The 21904-nt window shown below is 67.2% G+C and carries 19 protein-coding genes; 9 read left to right on the top strand and 10 right to left on the bottom strand.

Annotated features, from left to right (window positions below; translation table 11 throughout):
• Positions 1-11: 11 nt before the first annotated feature.
• Together GL279_RS12985 and GL279_RS12990 are read right to left on the bottom strand one after the other, a co-directional pair.
• Positions 12-1391 carry a malonyl-CoA decarboxylase gene (locus GL279_RS12985; protein ID WP_155065068.1) on the bottom strand — a complete coding sequence of 460 codons (1380 nt, stop codon included), beginning with the start codon at positions 1389-1391 and terminating at the stop codon, positions 12-14.
• Between the two features lie 32 nt (positions 1392-1423).
• Complete coding sequence (locus tag GL279_RS12990) at positions 1424-2806, bottom strand: SLC13 family permease (protein WP_155065069.1); 1383 nt, start codon at positions 2804-2806, stop codon at positions 1424-1426.
• Between the two features lie 172 nt (positions 2807-2978).
• Between GL279_RS12990 and GL279_RS12995 the strand changes: the two genes are divergently transcribed.
• Positions 2979-3644 (top strand): GntR family transcriptional regulator, encoded by a 666-nt coding sequence (locus tag GL279_RS12995; RefSeq protein WP_155065070.1) that lies wholly within the window; start codon positions 2979-2981, stop codon positions 3642-3644.
• A 7-nt stretch (positions 3645-3651) separates the two neighbouring features.
• Here GL279_RS12995 and GL279_RS13000 read toward each other — a convergent pair whose 3' ends face one another.
• On the bottom strand, positions 3652-4536 hold the full coding sequence (locus tag GL279_RS13000; RefSeq protein WP_155065071.1) for an oxidoreductase: 885 nt from the start codon (positions 4534-4536) through the stop codon (positions 3652-3654).
• A 124-nt stretch (positions 4537-4660) separates the two neighbouring features.
• On the bottom strand, positions 4661-5428 hold the full coding sequence (locus GL279_RS13005) for a lipase family protein (protein ID WP_246175306.1): 768 nt from the start codon (positions 5426-5428) through the stop codon (positions 4661-4663).
• A 183-nt stretch (positions 5429-5611) separates the two neighbouring features.
• On the opposite strand from GL279_RS13005, the gene GL279_RS13010 reads away from it, so the two are divergent.
• From GL279_RS13010 to GL279_RS13030, 5 genes are read left to right on the top strand one after another with little or no spacing between them, the layout of a single operon-like run.
• Positions 5612-7039, top strand: a complete 1428-nt coding sequence (locus GL279_RS13010) for a hypothetical protein (protein ID WP_155065072.1) — start codon at positions 5612-5614, stop codon at positions 7037-7039.
• Positions 7039-7878, top strand: coding sequence for a hypothetical protein (locus GL279_RS13015; RefSeq protein WP_155065073.1), 840 nt, complete (start codon positions 7039-7041; stop codon positions 7876-7878). Before GL279_RS13010 ends, GL279_RS13015 begins: the two co-directional genes overlap by 1 nt.
• Positions 7878-8804 (top strand): hypothetical protein, encoded by a 927-nt coding sequence (locus tag GL279_RS13020; protein ID WP_155065074.1) that lies wholly within the window; start codon positions 7878-7880, stop codon positions 8802-8804. The genes GL279_RS13015 and GL279_RS13020 overlap by 1 nt, the downstream gene beginning before the upstream one ends.
• Positions 8797-9882 (top strand): OmpA family protein, encoded by a 1086-nt coding sequence (locus GL279_RS13025; RefSeq protein ID WP_155065075.1) that lies wholly within the window; start codon positions 8797-8799, stop codon positions 9880-9882. Before GL279_RS13020 ends, GL279_RS13025 begins: the two co-directional genes overlap by 8 nt.
• A gap of 42 nt (positions 9883-9924) precedes the next feature.
• Positions 9925-10251: an SLC13 family permease gene (locus tag GL279_RS13030; RefSeq protein ID WP_211371310.1), complete on the top strand. Its 327-nt coding sequence runs from the start codon at positions 9925-9927 to the stop codon at positions 10249-10251.
• Positions 10252-10595: 344 nt separating this feature from the next.
• Here the strand turns inward: GL279_RS13030 and GL279_RS13035 are convergent, their stop codons facing one another.
• From GL279_RS13035 to GL279_RS13055, 5 genes are all read right to left on the bottom strand, one after another.
• A complete protein-coding gene (locus GL279_RS13035; protein WP_155065076.1) occupies positions 10596-12227 on the bottom strand; it encodes a Na/Pi cotransporter family protein in 1632 nt (543 codons plus the stop codon).
• Between the two features lie 208 nt (positions 12228-12435).
• Positions 12436-13830 carry an efflux transporter outer membrane subunit gene (locus GL279_RS13040; RefSeq protein WP_155065077.1) on the bottom strand — a complete coding sequence of 465 codons (1395 nt, stop codon included), beginning with the start codon at positions 13828-13830 and terminating at the stop codon, positions 12436-12438.
• A gap of 51 nt (positions 13831-13881) precedes the next feature.
• The gene (locus GL279_RS13045; protein WP_155065078.1) at positions 13882-16986 is read right to left on the bottom strand and encodes an efflux RND transporter permease subunit; all 3105 of its coding nucleotides are present in this window, start codon (positions 16984-16986) and stop codon (positions 13882-13884) included.
• A 3-nt stretch (positions 16987-16989) separates the two neighbouring features.
• Positions 16990-18195 carry an efflux RND transporter periplasmic adaptor subunit gene (locus GL279_RS13050; protein ID WP_155065079.1) on the bottom strand — a complete coding sequence of 402 codons (1206 nt, stop codon included), beginning with the start codon at positions 18193-18195 and terminating at the stop codon, positions 16990-16992.
• Between the two features lie 39 nt (positions 18196-18234).
• Complete coding sequence (locus tag GL279_RS13055; RefSeq protein ID WP_155065080.1) at positions 18235-18801, bottom strand: TetR/AcrR family transcriptional regulator; 567 nt, start codon at positions 18799-18801, stop codon at positions 18235-18237.
• A gap of 113 nt (positions 18802-18914) precedes the next feature.
• Between GL279_RS13055 and GL279_RS13060 the strand changes: the two genes are divergently transcribed.
• Positions 18915-19619 (top strand): FadR/GntR family transcriptional regulator, encoded by a 705-nt coding sequence (locus tag GL279_RS13060; RefSeq protein WP_343039811.1) that lies wholly within the window; start codon positions 18915-18917, stop codon positions 19617-19619.
• Here GL279_RS13060 and GL279_RS13065 read toward each other — a convergent pair.
• Entirely contained in the window at positions 19616-20356 is a 741-nt protein-coding gene (locus GL279_RS13065; RefSeq protein ID WP_246175307.1) for an IclR family transcriptional regulator domain-containing protein, read from the bottom strand. The genes GL279_RS13060 and GL279_RS13065 overlap by 4 nt on opposite strands.
• A 147-nt stretch (positions 20357-20503) precedes the next feature.
• Here GL279_RS13065 and GL279_RS13070 point away from each other — a divergent pair, with 147 nt between their 5' ends.
• Both GL279_RS13070 and GL279_RS13075 read left to right on the top strand, forming a co-directional pair.
• Positions 20504-21238, top strand: coding sequence for a 3-oxoacid CoA-transferase subunit A (locus GL279_RS13070; protein WP_155065082.1), 735 nt, complete (start codon positions 20504-20506; stop codon positions 21236-21238).
• The gene (locus tag GL279_RS13075; protein ID WP_155065083.1) at positions 21235-21903 is read left to right on the top strand and encodes a 3-oxoacid CoA-transferase subunit B; all 669 of its coding nucleotides are present in this window, start codon (positions 21235-21237) and stop codon (positions 21901-21903) included. The genes GL279_RS13070 and GL279_RS13075 overlap by 4 nt, the downstream gene beginning before the upstream one ends.
• The last annotated feature ends 1 nt before the right edge of the window (position 21904 follow it).

Genomic DNA, 21904 nt, shown 5'->3' on the forward strand with positions numbered 1-21904 from the left:
TCCCCTCCAGTTCAGGCCGCCGGCAACAGGCGCCTGACATCCTCCGAGGCGGCCACCGCGCCGCGCTCGGCAAAACCCTCGTGATTGGCCTCGATCCGGTCGAGGTCGTAAAGATAGTTCACCATCATCCCATGCGATTGCTGCACCCCCTTGGCCGAGACATCGCCAAGATAATCCAGCCGCTCCAGCCGGGCGCCATTGCCCAGATGGAAACGCGCCACCGGGTCGATCACCCGGCCACGTCCGTCGCGGGCGCGCAGGAAATAGGTGGCGGCTGCCGCCAGCAGCGGCGCGCGCAGCGCCTCGGCGCGGACGGGATCGTCCTGCCAGCCCGGCTCGTCCAGCAGCGCCAGCGCGATGCGCTGTTCGGCATCCAGCATCCCCAAGGCCGGATCGGCCCGCGCCTCGGCCAACCATGTGGCAAAGCCCGGCACCGGCGACAGGGTGACGAAGGTGCGGATATTGGGCAGTTCCGCCTTCAGCTCGCCCACCACCTGCTTGATCAGGAAATTGCCAAAGGACACGCCGGCCAGCCCGCGCTGCGTATTCGAGATCGAATAGAACACCGCCGTATCGGCATCCTCGGCCGCGATCGGCTGGCGGGCAAGGTCCAGAAGATCGGCGACATTGTCCGGGATGGCGCGGGTCAGCGCCACCTCGACAAAGATCAGCGGCTCATCGACCAGCTGCGGATGGAAAAACCCGTAGCAGCGCCGGTCCGTAGGCTCCAGCCGGTTGCGCAGATCGTCCCAGTTCTGGATCGCATGCACGGCCTCATAGCGGATGATCTTGGCCAGAACCGCCGCCGGGGTGTTCCAGTCGATATGGCGCAGGCCCAGAAAGCCGCGGTTGAACCAGGACGAAAACAGATGCGCGAAATCGCTGTCGACCCGGCGCAGGGCCGGCGTGTCGCGCAGATGGCGCAGGCATTCCTCGCGCATGCGCACCAGCGCCGCCGTGCCGCCCGGCGCAAGGTTCAGCCGTCGGAACAGTTCTTGCCGGCGGGGTTCCGAGGCGGCGTGCAGCGCCTCGATGGCATCGGCCCCGCCCGCATCGCGCGAAAGCGCGGCCAGCGCCTGCTCGACACGGGTGGCATCGGGGCCGAAACGCTCGGCAAGGTTTTGCAAGAAGGCCAGCCGCGCCCCGGCATCGGCCCGGTCAAAGGCCGCCAGCAGCTCGGCTGCGATGGCGCTGCCCGAGGCCTCGCCCCGGCGCGACAGCAGCGCCTCGGCCAGTTCGGACAGGTTGGGCGCCTCGACCGGCGGGCTGCCGGCGTCGCGGCGGCCCCACAGCCGCCGGGTGCGGTCGGTCAGCGTCTCGAACAGCTCGGCCAGAAAGGCCGGCCGGCTTTGGCGCTGCGAGTCTCGCGGAGATTCTGCGGTCTTCATCATTCGGGCCTCCTGACGGGTTCAGGCCGCGGGCGTCAGCCCGGCAGCACGACAAAGATCAGCCACAGCACCACCGGAGCCACGACGGTCACCAGCGCGCCATAGCCCAGCAGTTTGCGGAAGAACGCCTGCTTGTCGACCCCGGTGGCATTGGCCAGCACCAGTGCACCATTGGTCGAAAACGGGCTGACGTCCACGATGGTCGAGGCGACCGCCATGCCGGCGATGAAACCGATGGCACTGACCCCGGTGCCCGCCTGCAGAAACGGCACCGCCAGCGGGATCAACGAGCCCAGCACCGCCGTGGACGAGGCAAAGGCCGACACCACCGCGCCGACAAAGAACAGCACCAGCGCCGCCAGCAGGGGCGAGGCCATGCCCGCGACGCTGTCGCCGACAAAGTCGATAGTGCCCATATGTTCCAGCACCGCGACATAGGTCGAAACGCCGGTGATCAGCATGATCTCGGGCCATGCCACCTGCGCCATGGCGCGTTTCTGCATGGTGGGCGCCCAAAGCGCCAGCGCAAGGCCGATGGTCAGCGCGACAAAGCCGATGTCCAGATTGAAGGCCAGAACCAGCACCGCCAGCGCGACCAGCCCGCCCAGCGTGAAGATCTGATACAGCGTGCCCTCGGGCTCATTGCCCTCTTCGACCTCGGCCACCAGCTTGTTCGAACTGCCGCCGCCCTCGGCACCGATGCGGCGCGACAGGGCCTCGGCCTCGCTGTCGCCAAAGATCTGCGGGCCGGTGGCCGGACGCGCGATCTCGATATGCGGGACGTTGACGGTGACCGGGCCATCGCTGCGCATCGCCATCAGCTTGCGCCCGCCCAGCACCATGAACAGGATCAGCGCGACGCCCGCGTTGACAAAGAAGCTGGCGGCGAATGTCGCCATCTCGTTCAGCGGCAGGCCGGCCTTGGCCACGACGCCATTGGTGATGCCGCCGTAGATGCTGATCGGCGAAAAGCCCCCGGCCTGCGCGCCATGCACCACCATCATCCCCATCAGCATGGGCGAGATGTGGTAGCGAAAGGCAAACCCCAGCGCGATGGGCGCGACGATGGCGACGGCGCCGGGGCTGACCGCGCCCACCGCCGTCAGCATGGCCGAGATGCCGAACATGATCCACGGAATCGCCGCGATCCGCCCCTTGACCGCGCGCACCGCCATGCGCACCAGCCAGTCGATGGTGCCGTTGTTCTGCGCCAGCGCAAACAGCCATGTAATGCCGACCAGCGTCAGGAACAGCCCGCCCGGAAAGCCGGCGATGATTTCCTTGCTGGTCTGGCCGGCCATCAGCGTGCCGACCAGAAAGGCGCCGACGAAGGCCAGCACGCCCATGTTGATCGGCCAGATCGTGGCCACGACGAACATCGCCACAAGGGCGTAAATCGAAATCAGATGCGGGGTCATGCGCGGCTCCTCCTGCTTGCAACATTCCCGACGATCCGCCGCCCTCCCAAGCGGGCGAATCCTCCCCAGCCTCGTTATACGCTTGCGTGGCCTTGTTGTATATAACAGATGCCGATATGGATATTTGCTTCGGGCATGGCTAGATTGCGCCAAAGGGCGACCGGGGGCGGGGATGCGACTTCCCAATGCGATGCGGATCAGGAATGCGCTGGAAAATGCCATCGTGCAGGGGCGATACGCCCCCGGCGACCGGCTGGACCCCGAGGCCTTGGCCCGCGAATTCGACTGTTCGCGCACGCCAATCCGCGAGGCGCTTTACCAGCTGGAATCCTCGGGTCTGGTCAAGGTCATGCCCAAGCGCGGCACATTCGTCACCGCCTGGAGCCCCGAGGAACTGGCCGAGCGTTTCGAGGTCATGGCCGAGGTCGAGGCCAGCTGCGCCCGCCTTGCCGCCCGCCGCATGAACGAGGCCGAGCTGGCGCGGTTCCAACAGATCCACGAACGCTGCCGCGCCTTTGCCGAGGCCGGCGACGTCGAGGGCTATTACGCCGAAAACTCGCGCTTTCACCATTGCATCTATGGCGGCACCCATAACGCCTTTCTGGAACAAGAGGCATCGCGGCTACATGCGATGTTGCAGCCCTATCGCCGGATGCAGCTGCGCGTGCGCGGGCGTCTGGGCGGCTCGCTGCGCGAACATGAGGCGGTGGTGGCCGCGATCCGGGCCGGCGACGCCGAGGCGGCGGGCCGGGCCCTGCGCGATCATGTCGTCGTGCAGGGCGACCGTTTTCACGACCTGCTGGCGATGATGCGGCAGGACGCGGCCGCGCGCGGCTAGGCCGGGTTCAGCCGGCCAGCGCGTCAAGCCGCGCCAGCGCCTCGGGCGGCAATTGCAGCGCGGCGGCCGAGATATTGTCGCGCAGATGGCTGCGCCGCGCCGTGCCGGGAATCAGCAGGATGTTCGGGCTGCGCTGCAACAGCCATGCCAGCGCCACCGCCTGCGGCGATTGCCCCAGCCCCGCCGCAACCTCGTTCAGCGTGGCGTCCTGCAGCGGCGTAAAGCCGCCCAGCGGGAAATAGGGCACATAGGCGATGCCATCGGCCTCAAGCGCGTCGATCATGGCATCATCGGCGCGCTGCACCAGATTGTAATGGTTCTGCACGCAGGCGATGGGCGCGATCTCGCGCGCGCGGGCCAATTGCTCGGCGCTGACCGTGCTGATGCCGATATGGCCGATCAGCCCCTCGTCGCGCATCTCGCACATGGTGCGCATCGGCTCAAGCACGTCATCCTCGGGGCCGCCCATGCGCAGATTGACTAAGGGCAGCTGCGACAGGCCCAGCCGGTCCAGATTGTCCTGAACCGAGCGGCGCAGGAAATCCGCGCTGCGCTCAAGGATCCAGTCGCCCTTGTCGTCGCGCCATGCGCCGATCTTGGTCACCAGCACCAGCCCGTCGGGATAGGGATAAAGCGCCTCGCGGATCAGCCGGTTGGTGACATGCGGGCCATAGAAATCGCTGGTGTCGATGTGATCGACGCCCAGGGCCACCGCCTCGCGCAGGACGGCATGGGCCTCGTCGGGGTCGGCAGGCTCGCCAAAGACATGCGGGCCGGCCAGCTGCATCGCACCATAGCCCATGCGGTTCACGCTGATCGCGCTGCCGGCAAAGGTAAAGCGCCCGGCGGCAGCGGCCGGATGGACGCCGGCATTGGGAACGGGATTGGTCATCGCGGCTCTCCTGTGATGCGGTCCTTGGGATATGGCACCGCCGGGGGCGGGTGATAATCCCCGCCGGCATCGAAACATCCCGCAGGCCCGATGCGGAATGCCCCCAATGCAGAATGCCCGGGGCTCAGCCCGGGTTCCCGCCGCCGGTCAGCAGGGCCAGCGCGCCGGGCAGGCGCAGCCCGTGGCGAAACCGCCCCTCGCGCAGAAAGATCAGCACCTGCGCCATCACCACCGGATTGTTCATCAAAAAGGTATGGCTGGCATGGACCACCAGATGATCGCGCATCCCGGCTAGCCGCGTGCTTTCGACCGAGACCTTGCCGTCATTGGCGCCCGGGATCGGCGCCGACAGCAGCGGGTTCAGCGAGATATCCCCCGCGATGATGCCCAAGGGGTAATCGGCCGGCGGCAGCCGGCGCGGCAGGCTGGCGGGATCGGTGCCCAGCTCGGCCCCGGCCGGGCCGTTCAACAGCCGAAACAGCGCCCAATCGCCATATTCGTCCACGATCTCCGAGCCCTTGTTCGGCGGCGCCAGCATCACCACCCGCCCCAGCCGCACCGGCGGCCGCCGCGCCAGCCATGCGCGCAGCAGGATGCCGCCCATGGAATGGGTGACGAAATCGACGCGCGACGGGCCGCAATCGGCCACCGCGCGATCGACATGGCCCAGAAGCTCCTCGATCCGGGCGTGGGTCGAGGGGTAAGAGTGGTTCACGACCCGGTAGCCCGCACCCTCCAGCACCTCCTCGAGCAGCGTGAACGAGGCATCGCTGCGCGCCAGCCCATGCAGCAGCACGACGCAATCCTGCGCCTGCGCCGGCGCGGCCAGCAGCCCCAGCAGCAGCGCGCCGCGCGCCAGAATCCGGCGTGGCAGTTTCGGCATGGCGGTCATCGGGCGCCTCCTTTCCGGGGGTCGATCCTGCGCCAAAGTCGCGGCGGATCGCAAGCGCCCGCGCCCTTGCGTTAACTTTGCCTTAAAATACAACTTCAGACCGGTTGACGAATATGTTGATTGATCTTCATTCCCAAGAGTGCCCGAATCCGTCTTTCTTGCTTTTCCTGTTCCGAGGTTCCCGTGATTGCGCGCCTGAAATCCATTTTCCGCTCGGACGCCTTCGTGCCGTCGATGTCCGTCTTTCCCAGCATCGACACCAAGGCCATCGCCGGGGCGCTGAAATTGCAGGAACAGGGCCGCGACCGTGGCCTGCACAACCAGCCCCCGCCCGATGCTGCGGGCTTTGACCATGTCGAAACCGGCATCATCGAAAAGGTCGAAGAGCTGCGCCGCAAAGGGCTGGAAAACTATGAAAACAACCGCCGCGTCTATAACGAGCGGCTGGCGCGGGCCGGGCAGGCCTCGAAAGAGGTCGATATCGCCGCCGGCGCCGCGCGCAACGATTTCGGCGCGCTGGTGCAGGTCTGGCGTTCGCGCATCGTGGCGGCGCGCGAACGGCTGAACGAAAGCTACAACTGGCGCAACCGCTATCGCCAGATCCACCGGCTGGAACGGCCGGCCAACGAATTCCACGGCTGGGTGAATGTCATCGCGCTGGCGCTGATCCTGATCGTGCTGGAAGCCGGGATGAACAGCTATCTGTTCTCCAAGGGCAATGAATTCGGCCTGCTGGGCGGGCTGCTGGTCGCGGTGATCGTGTCGCTGGTCAATGTCGGCGGCTCGCTGCTGCTGGGTTATCTGGCGCGCTACATGAACCGGCGCAACCCGCTGGCCAAGCTGATGGGGCTGGGCGCGCTGGCGCTGTGGCTGGGCCTGGCCGGGGCGCTGAACCTTGCCGTGGCGCATTTCCGCGACGGGCTGGAACGCGGCCTCGTCTGGGCCGAGGCGGCGGCGCAGGCGGTGCCGGGGCTGATCGCGCGCCCGCTGGAACTGGCCTCGCTGGAAAGCTGGCTGCTGGTGGGGCTGGGGGCGCTGATCTCGGTTCTCGCCTTCCGCAAGGGCTGGCACACCGACGACCCCTATCCCGGCTACGGACCGGTCGAGCGCAATCTGGAACAAGCCCGGCTGCGCTATGAAGAGGAATTGCACGCCGCGCTGGAGGATCTGCAAAAGCGCCGCGACGAGGCCATCGAGGAATTGCAGGACGCCAATGAACAGGTCCGCGACGGCATCACCGAGGCGGTGGATGCGCTGTTCGGCCAGTCCAGCCTTGGCGCGCATCTGCGGGCGTTTCTGGAGCAATGCGACCTCAAGGTCGCGCATCTGCTGGCGATCTATCGCGACGCGAACCTTGCGCAGCGCACCCAGCCGGCGCCCGCCGCCTTCAACACGCCCTATGCCTTTCCCGCCTTCGCCCCCGAGGCCATCGACGCCAGCCGCCGCCTGACCGCCGAGGCCGAGGCCGAGCGCGTCAAGGCCACCGTCGAAACCGCGATCAGCGAGATCTTCGATCAGTTCGAAACCGCGCGCCAGCAATTCAGCGTCACTGATGACGTCGAACTGGACGGGCCCAAGCCCGGACGGGCCGGACGCGGCGAGGCCGCGTGATGGCCCGCAGCAGCAGAACCAGCCGGCGCAGCCGCAGCGGCGCCCGCCGGCGCGCGACCCGGCGCGGACCTTCGGCGCTGTTGATTCTGGGCGCGGCGGCGGCGCTGGCGGTGCTGGCGGGGCTGTTCCTGCTGCAGCGCCAGACCGAGGAACAGATGGCCGTCGATCCCGACACGCTGTGCCCAACCGGCGGCCCGCGCGCCATGGTGGCGATTCTGGTCGATGTGACCGACCCGCTGGCCCCGGCACAGGCGATGAAGCTGCGCGAATATGTCCGGCGCGAGGTCGATCAGGCCGAAACCGGGACCGAATTCTCGCTGGGCATGGTGTCGGATGACGCCAGCCGGCTTGGGGCGCAGGTGGCGCTCTGCAAGCCGCATTCCGGCGCCGATGTCAGCCAGCTGAACCAGAACGTGCGCCTTGTCGAAAGCCGCTACGAGGACCGGTTCCTGAAGCCGCTGAACGGGCTGTTCGAGCAGATGATCGCCGCCTCGAACGCCAAGCAATCGCCGATCATGGAGGCGCTGCAGGCGCTGATCGGCGACACGCCCGGTTTCGTCACCTTCGACGGGCCGAAACGGGTGATCCTTGTTTCGGACCTGCTGCAACATTCCGATGCGATGAGCTTTTATCGCGGTCAGGACTGGCAGGGTTTCGCCGCCTCGCCCACCGCGCAGCGCCTGTCGCAAAGTCTGGGCGGCGCGCAGGTCGAGCTGTACCTGATCCCGCGCCCCTCGGGCTTCAAGGGCGATCCGGCCGCCGTCGAGGATTTCTGGATCCGCTATTTCGATCATCAGGGCGCCGGCCTGCCGGTGGTCCACAGGCTGGGGGATCTGTAATGGCCCGCGCAACCACCCGTCGCATGCACGATGTCTCGCCCCGCGAATCCTGGGACCGGATCGTACTGCTGCTGGCCTTTGTCGCGGGCGTCGCCGGCGGCATCGCGCTGAAGCTTTCCGGCGTGCATCCGTTCTGGGCGGCGGGCTATGCCGCGCTGGTGCTGTGCAGCTATGCCTTGCTGACCTATTTCACCACCAATCTGCGCATCGAACCCGAGGCGATCGGCGACAACTGCTATTACCTCGGCTTTCTGTTCACGCTGACCAGCCTTGCGGTGACGCTGTATTTCGTCGTCGAATCCGGGGCCGAGGACCGCGCGCGGCTGATCCCCGAGGTGATCTCGGGCTTTGGCGTGGCGCTGTCCTCGACCATTGTCGGCGTGTTCCTGCGCGTCTTGATGATGCAGTTCCGCGTCGATCTGGTCGCCCGCGAACGCGAAACCCGGCTGGAGCTGGACATAGCCTCGCGCGATCTGCGCGAGGAAATGGCCCGCAGCGTGCGGCAGATCAAATCCTTTACCATCGAGGCGCTGCAACATGCCAGCGAACGCGAGGAAGCGATGCGGCGCACCACCGCCGCCATGGTCACCGACATCCGCGAACAGATGGGCCAGACCACGGAAATCGTGAACGACGCGCTGCGCGAGGCCGCACAGGCGCAGGCCAGCGCCGCCATCACCGCCATCCGCGACAGCGTGACCGAGGCCGCGCAGGGCCTGCTGAACACTGCGCAGGCCGCCGAATCCGGGCTGGAGGCCGATGCCAATGCCGCCCATGTCGCCCGGCTGCGCGCGACCGAGCGCATGACCCGCAGCGCATTGGCCGTCGAGGCCGCCTGCACGCGGCTTGCCGAACAGGCGGCGGTGCTGGGCACGGCGCTGGACCGCGCCTCGGCCCGGCTGGAGGCGGGCGACCGCCATGCGTGAACCGGGCGCCGCCCGCGGCTTTGACCGCAATTACAAGCGCGGCGCCGTCATGGGCCTGACCGTGGCCGAGGCCTTTATCCTGCTGGCCTTTTGCCTGCTCCTGCTCTTCAGCTGGTGGCAGGTCGAAACCGAACGCAAAAGCCTGGTCGCCGCCGATGAGATCGCGCATCTGACCGATGCGCAAAAGGCCGAGATCGTCGCCGGCCTGTCGGATGGCACCTTCCAGATGGCCAATACGCTGCGCCATGAAATGACCCGCGCCGGCCTGCCGGTCGCTGGCCCCGAGGCGGTGGCCGATGCCAAGGCCTTCTCGCGGTTCATGTCGGAACAGGATCTGAAACGGCTGATGCAAGGCGCGGCGGAACTGCCGCCCGAGACGCGGCTGCGGCTGGCCGATACGGTCGAGGTGGGCGACGCCCGCCGGCTGGCGCAGGCCATGGACCGCATCGAGGCCGAGACCCCGGTCGAGGATCCGACACAGCGCATCTCGCAGCGGTTGGCACAGGCCGACGCGGCCGAGCGCCAGTTGGTCGAGACCTTGCAGGACCGGCTGGGCGGCACCATCCGCGCTGCCGGCGGCTCGATCGGCGCCGATGGCGCGATCAGCCTGCCGCAATCGGTGCTGTTCGAGGTCAATGACGACAAGGTCAAGAATCCCGCCTTTCTGCGCGATTTTTGCGCGCCCTGGCTGCAGACCCTGCGCCAGTCCGGGGTGGACATCTCGGAGCTGAAGATCGAGGGCCATGCCTCATCCGAAGGGCCGCCCGGCGCCAGCCCGGAACGCGCCTATCTTTACAACCTCGACCTGTCGCAGCGCCGGGCGCAAAACGCGCTGCGCGTCTGTCTGAACGCGGTCGAGAATGCACCGGTGCAGGCCTGGGCGCGCGATCACCTGACGGCGGTGGGCTATTCCTCGAACCGGCTGATCCGCGACCCGGATGGGGCCGAGAACCGCGACGCCTCGCGCCGGGTGATGTTCTCGGCCGCGGTGGACCGCAAGCAGCTTCTGGACCAGATTCAGGACGACATCGCCCGCGACGACCCGGCGCGACCGACCCACCGGCCCGCCCAACCCTAGGCGGAACCGCCCCGCCGCGTTCCGCCGGATGCGGAGCGTGCCATGACCCATCGCCAGATCGCGGCCTTGATCCTTGCCGGGATGATGGGGCTCTTTGTCAGGGGGCGGCTGCGCTATGATCTGGTGGCGCTTCTGGCCTCGCTGGCGGCGAGCACCGTCAAACCGCACCAGGCCTTCAGCGGCTTCAGCGATGATATCGTCATCATCGTCGGATCCGCACTGGTGGTCAGCGCCGCCGTGGGGCCTTCGGGCATCATCGAAACCGCGATGAATTGGCTGGCGCGGCGTGTCACCGGGCTGGGCGCACCGCTGAGCCTTTTGGTCGTGCTGGTCGACACGCCGCTGATCCTTGCCGTCTGGGGCAGTTGATCGGGCTGGGTCCCGGGGGAACAGCGCGGCGCTATCGCTCGCTCTGAGCGGCGGGAGCCACCGGCGTTGCCACCCGCTGCGGGTGCGGGACCAAGCGGCATGGGGGCCGACACCATCCAGCTGCGATGTGGCGCCCCCCAAAACACACCTGGCTTTGGTCATGCGCCCGCAGCGGCCCTAAGCGCCTTCGGCGGCACACCCACCGCCAGCGGTCGCCCACGCGCGCCGTCACACCATCGTGGCGGGCCCACCCCCACAGGCCACGCCCCAAAGACTGGCGCCCCCTGCGCAATCTCGTGCAAATGCACAGGCGCAACCACCTGCCCCGGCACCACCCAAGCGCCCTACCCCGAACGCAGGCGGCTTTCGATCAGCAGCCCCTCCTCGTCCAGAATCGGATGCGCGACCGAGACCAGATGCGCGTTGATCCGCTTGAGGTCGCGCAACATGTCCAGATGCAGCGACGAGGTTTCGCGGCTGGCGGGATGGCCTTCGCGCAGGCGGATCAGGTGCTTCTTGGCGGATTGCCGTTCAAGGTTGCGGATCTCGACCTTGATCTCCATCAGGCGACGGGCCATGTCGCGGTCGCGGCTTAGAAACACAGTCTGCGCCAGCCGCAGGTTTTCCTGCGTGGCAACGAACAGCGTGTCCAGTTCCGCATAGCCGGGATCGGAAAAGCGCAGGCCCAGCCCCACCTTCATCCGCACGGCGGGCGCCAGCCCCTTGTCGATGATGTCGCCAACATGCTCCAGGTTGATCACATAATCCAGAATGGTGATCGAGCGGCGGCGGTCGTCCTCGCTGGCGGCGGCACCAAGGCGCGACAGATAGGTCTTGATCTCTTGCTGGCGGCGGTCGACGCGGGTTTCGATCTGGGCCACCTCGGCCAAGGGCGCGGTGTCGTTTTCGCGGAATGCCAGCCGGGTCTGGGTCAGCATGCGCTGCACGGAATCGCCCACCGCCAGCACCTCGCGGCTGGCCCCGGTCAGCGCCAGCAAGGGCGTGGCCAGCGCGCTGTCGTCCAGCCAGGCCGGGCCCGGTTCGGCGCCGGCATCGTCGTCATCCGGCACCAAGCGCTGCAAAAGCCGCCCCAGCGGCCCGGCCAGCGGTGAGGCCAGCGCCGCCAGTGCCAGATTGAAGGCCAGATGCGCCTCGACCGCCAGCCCGCCGCTGGGCAGTGGCAGAGCCGCAAGCGCGGTGCCCGCCACCCCCGCCAGCGGCAGTGCCAGCACGCAGCCTGTGGCGCGCACGACCAGATTGCCCAAGGTGACACGGCGCGCAGCCGCCCCAAGCTGCGCCGTGGCCAGAACCGCCGGCACCGCCCCGCCAAGGTTCGCCCCCAGCACCAGCACCACCGTCAGCCCCGCCGGCAGCACCAGCGAGGCGACCAGCAGAACCGCCGCCAGCGAGGACGAACACATCACCGCGATCAGCGCCGCAAACAGCAATGCCACCGGCCATGCCCCATCCAGCAGCGGCAGAAAGGCCGCCACCGCCTGCGATTGCCGCAGCGGCAGCGTCGCCTGTTCCAGCAGCACCAGCGACACCAGCATAAGCCCGATGCCGATCAGCGCCCGGCCCAGACCCGAACACAGCGCCGTGCCGCGCCGGCCCAGCACATAGCCCAGAAACAGTAAAAGCGGCGCCAGCGCCTCGACCCCGGCCGAAACCATCACCGCCGTCAGCGCGGTGCCGATATTGGCCCCCAAAAGCAGCACCTGCGCCATGCGCGCGTCGATCATCCGCCGTTCGACGAACGAGGCGGTCAGCAGCGCCGTCGCGGTCGAGGATTGCAGGCCCAGCGTCGTGATCACACCCGACAGAAAGGCGCGCGGCCCGGTTCCCGCCCCCTTGCCCATCGCCATGCGCAGGCGCATGCCAAAGGCATCGGTGACGCCATCGCGCACCAGCCCCAGCCCGAACAGCAACAGGGCGATGGCGCCAGCCAATTGGAAAAACACGAGCAGCGAAGCCATGACACCCCCTTTCACCGGGATCATGCAACAAGGGCGTTAATCAAACGTGACCGCCGCCCCAAGGCCACGCAAGCCCGGCAGCGATCCGGCCGGTCCCTGTCACATTACTGTCACAATCAACACCACAATGCCCGATTGCGAGGCATCACGTCCCCGTGCCCCCGCAAATACGGCTGCCCGGCAGCGATGCGCCGAGCGGGGTCCTGGATCAGGACTTGGGCTTGGCCATGCCGACACCGCCGGCCGAGGCCGCGCTTAGCGCCACATAGTTCAGCGCCTGCTGGCGCAGGGCATTGGCCAGATCCTGACGCGCCGACAGCAGCGTGCGCTCGGCGTCCAGCACCGGGAAGAACCCGGCCTCGCCCAGCTCATAGGAGGTCCGCGCCAGACTGACCGATTCCCGCGCATTGGCAACCAGCCGGGTCTGGGCATCGACCGAGCGCGCGTCGCGGTTATAGCCGGCCAGCGCGTTCTCAACCTCTTCGACGGCCTTCAGCACCGCCGCCTGCCATGCCAGCCGCGCCTGTTCCGCCTTGGCCTCGGCCGCGGAAAGCCGCGCCTTGTTGGCGCCGCCCGAGAACAGCGGCACCGAGATCTGCGGGCCAAAGCCCCAGGTCTTCATGCTGCCGCCGCCCGACAGGTTGACGGGGGTGACATTGCCCGACAGCGTCAACTTGGGATAGAAGGCCGCCTTGGCCTCGCCCACGCCGGCGACGGCGGCGGCCAGATTGGCCTCGGCCACGCGCACATCGGGGCGGGCGCGCACCACATCGGCCGGAACGCCGACGCTGGCGCGATAGCGGGCGCGCGGCTGGCTGCTGCCCTTGCGCAGACGCTGCGCCAGATCGGCGCTGCGCCCGGCGGTCAGCGTCGCCAGCCGGTTGATCGACTGGTCATAGCCCACCTCCAGCGTCGGCAGCGCGGCCTCGGCCTGGGTGACCAGCTGCTCGGCTTGCAGGACCTCGACGCGGCTGACGCTGCCCAGCACATCCTGTTCGCGGGTCAGGGCCAGCGTGCGCTTGCGGCTTTCAAGGCTTTGCCGGGTCAGGGCGACCGCCTCCTGATAATAGCGGGCATCGACATAGGCCTGCGCGATGGCGCTGGCCACGGTCAGCCGCGCCACCTCGGCCGAGAAATAGGCCGCATCGACCTGCGCCGAGGCGCCGGCGCGGGCGGCGCGGTTCTGGCCGAAAATGTCGATCAGCCACGAGACGCCCAGCGTGCCCGAGGTGCTGTCGCTGATCACGCCGGTGCCATTGCTGTCGCCCCGGTTCGCTGCGCCCGACAGGGTCGCCTGCGGCAGGTCATTGGCGCCGACCATGCGGGCATTGGCCTGTGCCTCGCGGATGACGGCAACGGCGGTCTGCACATCAAGGTTGCGCGCAAGGCCTGCGGCGATCAGCGCATCCAGCTGGCTGTCACGGAAGGACGACCACCAGATATTGCTGCCGGCACGGCGCGCCGGGCTGTCGGCGGCGAACCGCTCGGGCAGGTCGGCCTTGGCGGCGGTCAGGCTGGTGGCGGGGGCGCAGGCGGCCAGCGCCAGCGTCGAGGCAAGGCCGCCCAGCATCAGGCGGCGCGACAGGATCAGGGATTGAGTCATGGTTTCACTTGCACAAAAGGGAAAGGACGGGCCCGAAGGGGGCCCGCCGGATCACGCGGTCTGGCCGGCTGCGCCCCGCGCCCGGCTGAACAGCCCAAGCACGAAGACGAAGAACACCGGAACGAAGAAGATCGCAAGCACCGTTGCCGCAACCATGCCGCCGATCACCCCGGTGCCGATGGCATTCTGGCTGGCGGCCGAGGGGCCGGTGGCGATGGCCAGCGGCACCACGCCCAGCGTGAAGGCCAGCGAGGTCATCAGGATCGGGCGAAAGCGCAGCTTGGCGGCCTCGACGGCGGCGTCGATCAGGCTTTGGCCCTGTTCGCGCAGTTCCTTGGCGAATTCCACGATCAGGATGGCGTTCTTGGCCGACAAGCCAATGATTGCGATCAGCCCGACCTTGAAATAGATGTCATTGGGCATGTCGCGCAGCAGCACCGCGACCACGCAACCCAGCACACCCAGCGGCACCACCAGCATCACCGACAGCGGGATCGACCAGCTTTCGTAAAGCCCCGACAGCAGCAGGAAAACGAACAGGATGCTCATGGCATAAAGCAGGGTTGCCTGACTGCCGGCCTGAATTTCCTCAAGCGATTGCCCGGTCCATTCATAGCCAAAGCCCTGCGGCAGCGCCTCGGCCAGCCGCTGCATCTCGGCCATGGCTGCGCCCGAACTGTGGCCCGGCGCGGCATCGCCGGCGATGCGGATCGAGGGATAGCCGTTATAACCGACCACTTGCGACGGCCCCTGTTCCCAGTTCACCGTGGCAAAAGAGCTGAACGGCACCATGCCGCCATTGCTGTTGCGCACCGTCAGCTTCAGGATGTCCTCGGCATTCATGCGCGCGCCGGCATCGGCCTGCAGCATCACCCGCTGCATCTTGCCGGCATTCGGGAAGTCGTTGACATAGGCCGAACCCAGATATTGCGAGATCGTTCCCGAGATATCGGCAAAGGTAACGCCAAAGGCATTGGCCTTTTCGCGGTCCACGGTGACAAAGACCTGCGCCGCCGATGGCAGGCCCTCGATGCGCAGCCCGGTCACGATGCCGCCCTTTTGCGCCTCGTCGATGATCTGCTGCGCGGCTGCCAGCAGGGCCTCCTGCCCCTGCCCGGCACGATCCTGCAAGCGGAAGCTGAAGCCGCCGGTTGTGCCCAGACCCGGGATCGGCGGCGGCGACAGGGCATAGACCTGCGCATCCTGATAGGAAAACATCTGCATGTTCGCTGCCATGGCAATCTGATCGGCCGATTGGTCGCGCTCGGCCCAGTCCTTGAAGGTGGTAAAGATCAGGCCGGCATTTGGCCCCTGCCCCGAAAAGCTGAAGCCGCGGATCGACACGACATTCTCGATCTCGGGCATATTCTGATACATGGCAGTCGCCGCCGCCAACACCTCGTCGGTGCGGTTCGAGCTGGCGGTGGGGGGCGTCTGGATGTCGGTGATGACAAAGCCCTGATCCTCGTTCGGCAGAAAGCTGGTGGGCAGGCGGACAAATCCCGCGCCCATGGCCACCACCAGCAGCGCATAAAGCCCCATCATCACCAGCCGCCGCCGCGTGACCATGACGACCGAACGGCCATAGCTGTCGGTCAGCGCATCAAAGCGGCGGTTGAACCAGCCAAAGAAGCCGCGTTTCTCATGATGGCCGGTGATCGGCTTCAGGAAACTGGCGCACAGCGCCGGCGTCAGCGTCAGCGCAAGGAAGGCCGAAAACAGGATCGCCACCACCATGGTCAGCGCGAACTGCCGGTAGATGATGCCCGACGAGCCGGGGAAGAACGCCATCGGGATGAACACCGCCGCCAGCACCAGCGTGATGCCGACGATGGCGCCCGAGATCTGGCCCATGGCCTTTTGCGTGGCTTCGCGCGGCGGCAGGCCTTCGGTCGCCATGATGCGCTCGACGTTCTCGATCACCACGATGGCGTCATCGACCAGAATGCCGATGGCCAGCACCATGGCGAACATGGTCAGCACGTTGATCGAGAATCCGGCGACCAGCATCACCGCGACCGTGCCGGCCAGCGCGATCGGCACCACGATGGTCGGGATGATGGTATAGCGGAAATTCTGCAGGAACAGGAACATCACCGCAAAGACCAGCACCATCGCCTCAAGCAGCGTATGCACCACCTTTTCGATCGAGGCCGCGACGAAGGGGGTCGTGTCATAGGGGATCTGGTAGCTGACGCCCTGCGGGAAGAATCGCGACAGCTCCTGCATCTTGTCATGCACGGCGGCCGAGGTGTTCATCGCATTGCCGGTCGTGGACAGCTGGATGCCCATGGCGGCGGCGGGCTTGCCGTTGATGCGGGTGGCAAAGCTGTAAGTCTCGGCGCCGACCTCGATGCGGGCCACGTCGCGCAAAAGCACGGTCGAGCCGTCCGGGTTGGCGCGCAGCACGATGCGGCCAAACTGGTCGGGATCATCGAGCTGACCCTTGATCAGCACATTGGCGGTCAGCTGCTGTCCGATAGGGTTCGGATCGGCCCCGACCTTGCCCGCCGAAACCTGCGCGTTCTGCGCCCGGATTGCGGCCAGCACATCGGCGCTGGACAGGTTCAGGCCGGTCATCTTGGCCGGGTCGATCCAGATGCGCAGCGCACGCTCGGGGGCAAAGACCTGCGCCCGGCCCACGCCCTCGATCCGGCGCATTTCGCCGGCGACGTTGCGGTTGATGTAGTCGCCAAGCGCGATGTCATCCATGCTGCCATCGTCCGAGGTCAGCGCCACGAACATCAGAAAGCCCGAGCCCGCTTCCTCGATCAGCACGCCCTGATCGACCACGCTTTGCGGCAGCAGTGGCTCGACCCGCGCGACGGCGTTCTGCACATCGACCTGAGCGCGGGCGATATCGGTGCCCGGGGCAAAGGTCGCGGTGATCTGCATGGCGCCGGAACTGTCCGAGACCGACTCGTAATAGGCCAACCCTTGCACGCCGTTCAGCTCGTCTTCGATGGGCTGGGCAACGGACTGGTTGATCTCGCCCGGCGCGGCGCCGGTGTAGCTGGTCGAGATGGTGATCTGCGGCCATGCCACCTGCGGATATTGCGCAACCGGGATCCGCGGCAGGGCGAGCAGCCCTGCGATCACGATAAAGATCGAGATGACCCAGGCCAGCACCGGCCGGGTGATGAAGAATTGCGCCATGGATCAGCCCTTTTCCGACGAAGCGGCGGCCTGCACCGCATCCGGCGCAGGCGTCGCTGCGGCCTCGGCCCCGGCCTCGGCCCCGGCCCCGGCCCCGGCGGGTTGGGCCACGACCTTGGCCTGCGGATAAAGCTTCTGCGCGCCCGCCACGACGACGCGGTCGCCGGGGTTCAGCCCCTGTTCGACCAGCCAGCGGTTGTCGCTGGTCTGGCCCAGCACCACGTCGCGGCGCACCACGCTGTCCTCGCCCTCCAGCGCATAGACATAGGCCTGCCCGGCCTGATCGCGCTGCACGGCCATCTGCGGAATGGTCAGGGCGTTTTCACGCACCGCCTGTTCGATGCGGGCACGGACGTAAAGCCCGGGCAGCAGCATGCCGTCGGGGTTCGGGAATTCGGCGCGCAGCGTGATCTGGCCGGTGGTGCTGTCCACACTGGCCTCGGAGAACAGCAGCTTGCCCGAATGCGGATAGCTGGTGCCATCGTCAAAGATCAGCTGCACCCGCGCCTCGTTCGCGGCATCCATGACCAGTTGCCCCGCCTCGCGCGCGCGGCGCAACGCAAACAGGTCGGAGGCCGATTGCGTCACATCGACATAGACCGGGTCCAGCTGCTGGATCGTGGCCATGATGTCGGTCTGGGCGTTGACCAGCGCACCCTCGGTCACCAGCGCGCGACCGACGATGCCGGAAATCGGCGCGATCACATCGGTATAACCCAGATTCAGCTCGGCCTCTTGCAGGGCGGCGCGGGCGATGGCGACATCGGCCTCGGCCTGCGCCAGCGTGGTATTGGCGTTCTCCAGATCGACACCGGCGGTCACGCGACGCTCGCGCAGGGCGGCGGCGCGTTTCATCTGGTCGGCGGCATTGTCGCGGCTGGCCTCGGCACGCTTGAGCGTCGCTTGGGCGCTGGCCACGCGCACCGCAAAGGGCGCCTTGTCGATGCGGTAAAGCACATCGCCCATCTTGATGCGGCTGCCCTGTTCAAAGACCCGCTCGGTGACGATGCCGCCGACGCGGGGGCGCACCTCGGCGGTGCGGGTGGCGGCAACGCGGCCCGGCAATTCGTTGACGACGGGCAGCGCCTCGGGGGTCATGGTCTGGACGCTGACCACCGGCGGCGGCAGTTCCTGCGCGGAGAGCGGCGCTGCGGACAATAGCAATGCGGTCAGGCAGGCGAACCTGCCCGGCAATCTGTCGGGAAGCATGAGCGGATCTTTCGGTGTGGGGAGGGGAGAGTTAGGGCGTCAGGGTGCCGAGACCCCCTTGTCGGTCTTGGCGACCTCCAGCAGGTCGTCGAGGATCTCGTTGCGGGTCACATCGTCAAAGCGGTGAAACCCGAAGCATTCCAGAAACATCATGCCGTAAAGCGTCAGCAACAGCCGCAGCATCCGGCGCGGCTCTTCCGCCTCGGCGGAAATGCGGCAGGCGTCTTCGGACAGGGCCTCGCGCATGACCTCGCGGCATTGCGCATTCTCGCCCATGCTGGCGCTGATCAGCATGGTGATGGCCACGTCGTCATCGGTGGGCGCCGTGCGGAAATGTTCGATCAGGGTGCGCAGATAGGCGTTCGGCTCGCCCTCATGATCGACCAGCATCGCGGCGAATTCGCTGCGGTGGGTGGCGATCTGGTGGCGGGTGAAGGCAGCCAGCAGCCCGGCCTTGCCGTCGCAATCATAGACCACGCTGGACTTGCTGACGCCCGCCTCTTTGGCGACGGCATCGATGCTGAGCCCGCTGACGCCGACACGGCGGGCAACCGCCTCGACGGCCCGCATCAATTCCTCGCGGTCGATGCTGCGCTTGCGTCCCATTCCGGCCTCGTCTATTTCAATACGACCGTTCGTAAATAATTCGTGGGCCTGAGTCAACCGGCTTGCCCGAAGGCGGTCAATGCGGCACAGTCGGCCGTCATCTGGGGGGAAACGTGCAGGACTGGCTGGCGGGCAAGACGCCGATCCAACGCAAGAACGCAGCCGAAGTCGTGTTCGAGGATCTGCGCGCGGCCATTCTGGCCGGAGGCATCCCCATCGGCAGCCGGCTGCCGTCCGAGGAAAAGCTGGCGCGCAGCTATGGCGTCAGCCGACCCATCATCCGCGAGGCGATGCGGTCCCTGCAAACGCTGGGCCTGACGCGGTCGCGCTCGGGCAGCGGCAGCTTTGTCATCTCGGACAGCCCGCCGCCGGACCTGGCTTACGGCGCCGTCACCGCCCGCGACCTGATCGAGGCCCGCCCCCATGTCGAGATCCCGGCCGCCGGCTGGGCCGCCCTGCGCCGCAGCGAGGCGCAGCTGGCGCGGCTGATGGCGCTTTGCGACCGGATGGAGCAAGAGGTGGCCAGCCTGACCTGGGTGGGTCTGGACAGCGATTTCCACGCCCTGATCGCCGAGGCGGCGCAGAACGCGCTCTTTGCCCGCATCGTCGTGGAATCGCGCGAGGCGCTGCAAAAGCAGTCCGAGCTGGTCAACCTGATGGCGGACCGGCGCATGGCCTCGAATATCGAGCACCGCCGCATTGCCGAGGCCATCGGCTCCGGTTCAGAGGCTGCGGCGCAAGAGGCGATGCGGGCGCATCTGGACCGGGTCGCGGCCGCCGTCACCGGCATCACCGCGCGCAACCGCAAGAACGGCTAGCGCAGCAGCCCGCGCAGCTCGGTCTGGATGCGTTGCAGGCCGGGCAGGAAACGCGCCGGCAAGTCCTCGACCGTGGCATGCGATGCCGCAAGCCCGATGTTCAGCGCCGCCACCACCCGGCCGCGCATGTTCCACAAGGGCACTGCGATCGAGCGCAGGCCCAGTTCCACCTCTTGGTCGATCACGGCATGACCCTGGGCACGCACGCGAGCGATCTCGGCCGCCAGCGCCACCGCGCCGGTGCGCGTCCTTGGCGTCCGGGCCGGGAACGGCGCCTGCGCCAGCACCGCGTCCAGTTCCGCCTGCGGCAGCGCCGCCAGCAGCACCCGGCCCATCGAGGTGCAATAGGCCGGCAGCCGCGACCCCGGCATCAGCGCAATCGACATCACCCGTTGCTGCGCCGCGCGTGCGACATAAACGATTTCCGCCCCGTCGAGAATCGAGACCGAGCTGCTTTCGCCTGTCTCCTCCGACAGCTGATCCAGCCATGGCTGCACGATCTGCGGCAGCGGCATGGTCGCCAGACAGGCCGTGCCCAGCCGCAGGACGCGCGGGGTCAGGGTGAAATATTTGCCGTCGTAATCGGCATAGCCGTGATGGGCCAGCGTCAGCAGGCAGCGCCGCGCCGTCGCCCGGTCGAGCCCCGCGGCGGTCGCCGCCTCGCCGATGGATTGGCGCGGACGCTCGGCGGTGAAGGTCTCGATGACGCGCAAGCCCTTGGCGAGCCCCCCCATCATGTCGCGTTCCGTAATCCCCATCACCCTGAACCCTGCCAAAACGTGCGATATGCGAACAACGGTCCCATAGCGCACAAATTTGATTTACGGAAGGGGATTTCCGGGTGTAGCCAAGGCCCGCGCTGACCCATTTGCACGAGGATAGCCATGGACAAGACGCTTCCCGATCTGGCCGCCGCCGTGGCCGGCATCGAAGACGGCATGACGGTGATGATCGGCGGCTTTGGCGGCTCGGGCGCACCGATCGAGCTGATCCACGCCCTGATCGACCGCTTTCGCGCCACCGGCCACCCCAAGGATCTGACGGTGGTGAACAACAATGCCGGCAACGGCCATGTCGGGCTGGCCGCGCTGATCGAACAGGGCATGGTGCGCAAGCTGATCTGCTCGTTCCCGCGCTCGGCCGATCCGCGCGTGTTCACCGAGCTGTATCTGGCCGGCAAGATCGAGCTGGAGCTGGTGCCGCAGGGCACGCTGGCCGAACGCATCCGCGCCGGTGGCGCTGGCATCCCGGCGTTTTACACGCCGACCAGCTATGGCACCGATCTGGCCAAGGGCAAGCCGGTCGAGGAATTCGACGGCCGCCCCTATGTCCGCGAACGCTGGCTGAAAGCCGATGTGGCGCTGATCAAGGCCGAGACCGGCGACACCTTGGGCAACCTGACCTACCGGATGGCCGCGCGCAATTTCGCGCCGCTGATGGCCATGGCCGCCGCCCGCACCGTGGTGCAGGTCAGCCATCTGGTCGCGCCCGGCGGCATCGACCCCGAGGCGGTCATTACCCCCGGCATCTTTGTCCAGGGCGTGGTCGAGGTGCCCCACCCCGCGCAGGAAGAAGACCTGAACCGCGCCAATGCCGTCTACCCGGAGGTGGCCCAATGACCAAGCTCAGCTCGACCCAGATCGCCTGGCGCGCCGCCCAGGACATCGCCGATGGCGCCTATGTCAACCTTGGCATCGGCTTTCCCGAGATGGTGGCGAAATTCCAGCCCCCCGGCCGGCAGGCGATCTTTCACACCGAAAACGGCATTCTCGGCTTTGGCGAGGCCCCGGCTGCGGGCGCCGAGGACTGGGATCTGATCAATGCCGGCAAAAAGGCGGTGACGCTGAAGCCCGGCACGGCGTTCTTTCACCATGCCGACAGCTTTGCCATGGTGCGCGGCGGCCATCTGGATGTGGCGATCCTTGGCGCCTATCAGGTGGCGCAGAACGGCGATCTGGCGAACTGGTCGACCGGCCCCAAGGGCGTGCCGGCAGTGGGCGGCGCCATGGATCTGGTGCATGGCGCCAAGCGCGTCGCCGTCATCACCGAGCATGTGACCAAGGACGGCAAACCCAAGCTTCTGGACGCCTGCACCCTGCCGCTGACCGGCGTCGGCTGCGTGACGCGGGTCTATACTTCGCTGGCGGTGGTCGACATTCAGGACGGCCATTTCGTCCTGCGCGAGAAACTGCCGCAGATCTCGCTTGACGAGCTGCAATCCCTGACCGGCGCCACGCTGCACCTTGACGGTGCCGTGGCCGATCTGATCGTCCCGGAGCTGTGAC

The sequence above is a fragment of the Paracoccus limosus genome (assembly GCF_009711185.1).
GTDB lineage: Bacteria > Pseudomonadota > Alphaproteobacteria > Rhodobacterales > Rhodobacteraceae > Paracoccus > Paracoccus limosus.

What these genes read in the sequence shown, in the direction of transcription:
- GL279_RS12985 (WP_155065068.1), bottom strand. Translation starts at nt 1,391, where the DNA reads ATGATGAAGACCGCAGAATCTCCGCGAGACTCGCAGCGCCAAAGCCGG.
- GL279_RS12990 (WP_155065069.1), bottom strand. Translation starts at nt 2,806, where the DNA reads ATGACCCCGCATCTGATTTCGATTTACGCCCTTGTGGCGATGTTCGTC.
- GL279_RS12995 (WP_155065070.1), top strand. Translation starts at nt 2,979, where the DNA reads ATGCGACTTCCCAATGCGATGCGGATCAGGAATGCGCTGGAAAATGCC.
- GL279_RS13000 (WP_155065071.1), bottom strand. Translation starts at nt 4,536, where the DNA reads ATGACCAATCCCGTTCCCAATGCCGGCGTCCATCCGGCCGCTGCCGCC.
- GL279_RS13005 (WP_246175306.1), bottom strand. Translation starts at nt 5,428, where the DNA reads ATGACCGCCATGCCGAAACTGCCACGCCGGATTCTGGCGCGCGGCGCG.
- GL279_RS13015 (WP_155065073.1), top strand. Translation starts at nt 7,039, where the DNA reads ATGGCCCGCAGCAGCAGAACCAGCCGGCGCAGCCGCAGCGGCGCCCGC.
- GL279_RS13020 (WP_155065074.1), top strand. Translation starts at nt 7,878, where the DNA reads ATGGCCCGCGCAACCACCCGTCGCATGCACGATGTCTCGCCCCGCGAA.
- GL279_RS13025 (WP_155065075.1), top strand. Translation starts at nt 8,797, where the DNA reads ATGCGTGAACCGGGCGCCGCCCGCGGCTTTGACCGCAATTACAAGCGC.
- GL279_RS13030 (WP_211371310.1), top strand. Translation starts at nt 9,925, where the DNA reads ATGACCCATCGCCAGATCGCGGCCTTGATCCTTGCCGGGATGATGGGG.
- GL279_RS13035 (WP_155065076.1), bottom strand. Translation starts at nt 12,227, where the DNA reads ATGGCTTCGCTGCTCGTGTTTTTCCAATTGGCTGGCGCCATCGCCCTG.
- GL279_RS13040 (WP_155065077.1), bottom strand. Translation starts at nt 13,830, where the DNA reads ATGACTCAATCCCTGATCCTGTCGCGCCGCCTGATGCTGGGCGGCCTT.
- GL279_RS13045 (WP_155065078.1), bottom strand. Translation starts at nt 16,986, where the DNA reads ATGGCGCAATTCTTCATCACCCGGCCGGTGCTGGCCTGGGTCATCTCG.
- GL279_RS13050 (WP_155065079.1), bottom strand. Translation starts at nt 18,195, where the DNA reads ATGCTTCCCGACAGATTGCCGGGCAGGTTCGCCTGCCTGACCGCATTG.
- GL279_RS13055 (WP_155065080.1), bottom strand. Translation starts at nt 18,801, where the DNA reads ATGGGACGCAAGCGCAGCATCGACCGCGAGGAATTGATGCGGGCCGTC.
- GL279_RS13065 (WP_246175307.1), bottom strand. Translation starts at nt 20,356, where the DNA reads ATGATGGGGGGGCTCGCCAAGGGCTTGCGCGTCATCGAGACCTTCACC.
- GL279_RS13070 (WP_155065082.1), top strand. Translation starts at nt 20,504, where the DNA reads ATGGACAAGACGCTTCCCGATCTGGCCGCCGCCGTGGCCGGCATCGAA.
- GL279_RS13075 (WP_155065083.1), top strand. Translation starts at nt 21,235, where the DNA reads ATGACCAAGCTCAGCTCGACCCAGATCGCCTGGCGCGCCGCCCAGGAC.